General features: G+C 65.0%; 1 protein-coding gene. It reads right to left on the reverse strand.

Annotated elements, in window-relative coordinates; translation table 11 throughout:
• The coding region (locus tag A3714_RS17960) for a hypothetical protein (protein ID WP_197463380.1) at window positions 1–203 on the reverse strand (203 nt) is incomplete at both ends.

Below are 203 nucleotides of genomic sequence, written 5' to 3' on the forward strand. Positions count from 1 at the left end.
GACCATTCAGCTCCACAGGAATGTAGATAGCGGTGCCAGCATGGGGGTAGACCAGTGCCATGGGCGGCTCGGTTTGCATGGCGCGGGCGCCGGCCACACAGTCCGCCCGCCAGGACGGCAAGGGCCGATACTCCGGATGATGGCGGCGATAGAACCAGGCCTGGGCGGGTGGCAGCACGAACCAGTCTCGATGCTGCATCTGA

It is taken from the genome of Alcanivorax sp. HI0007 (genome assembly GCF_001635525.1).
Taxonomy (GTDB): Bacteria; Pseudomonadota; Gammaproteobacteria; order Pseudomonadales; family Alcanivoracaceae; genus Alcanivorax.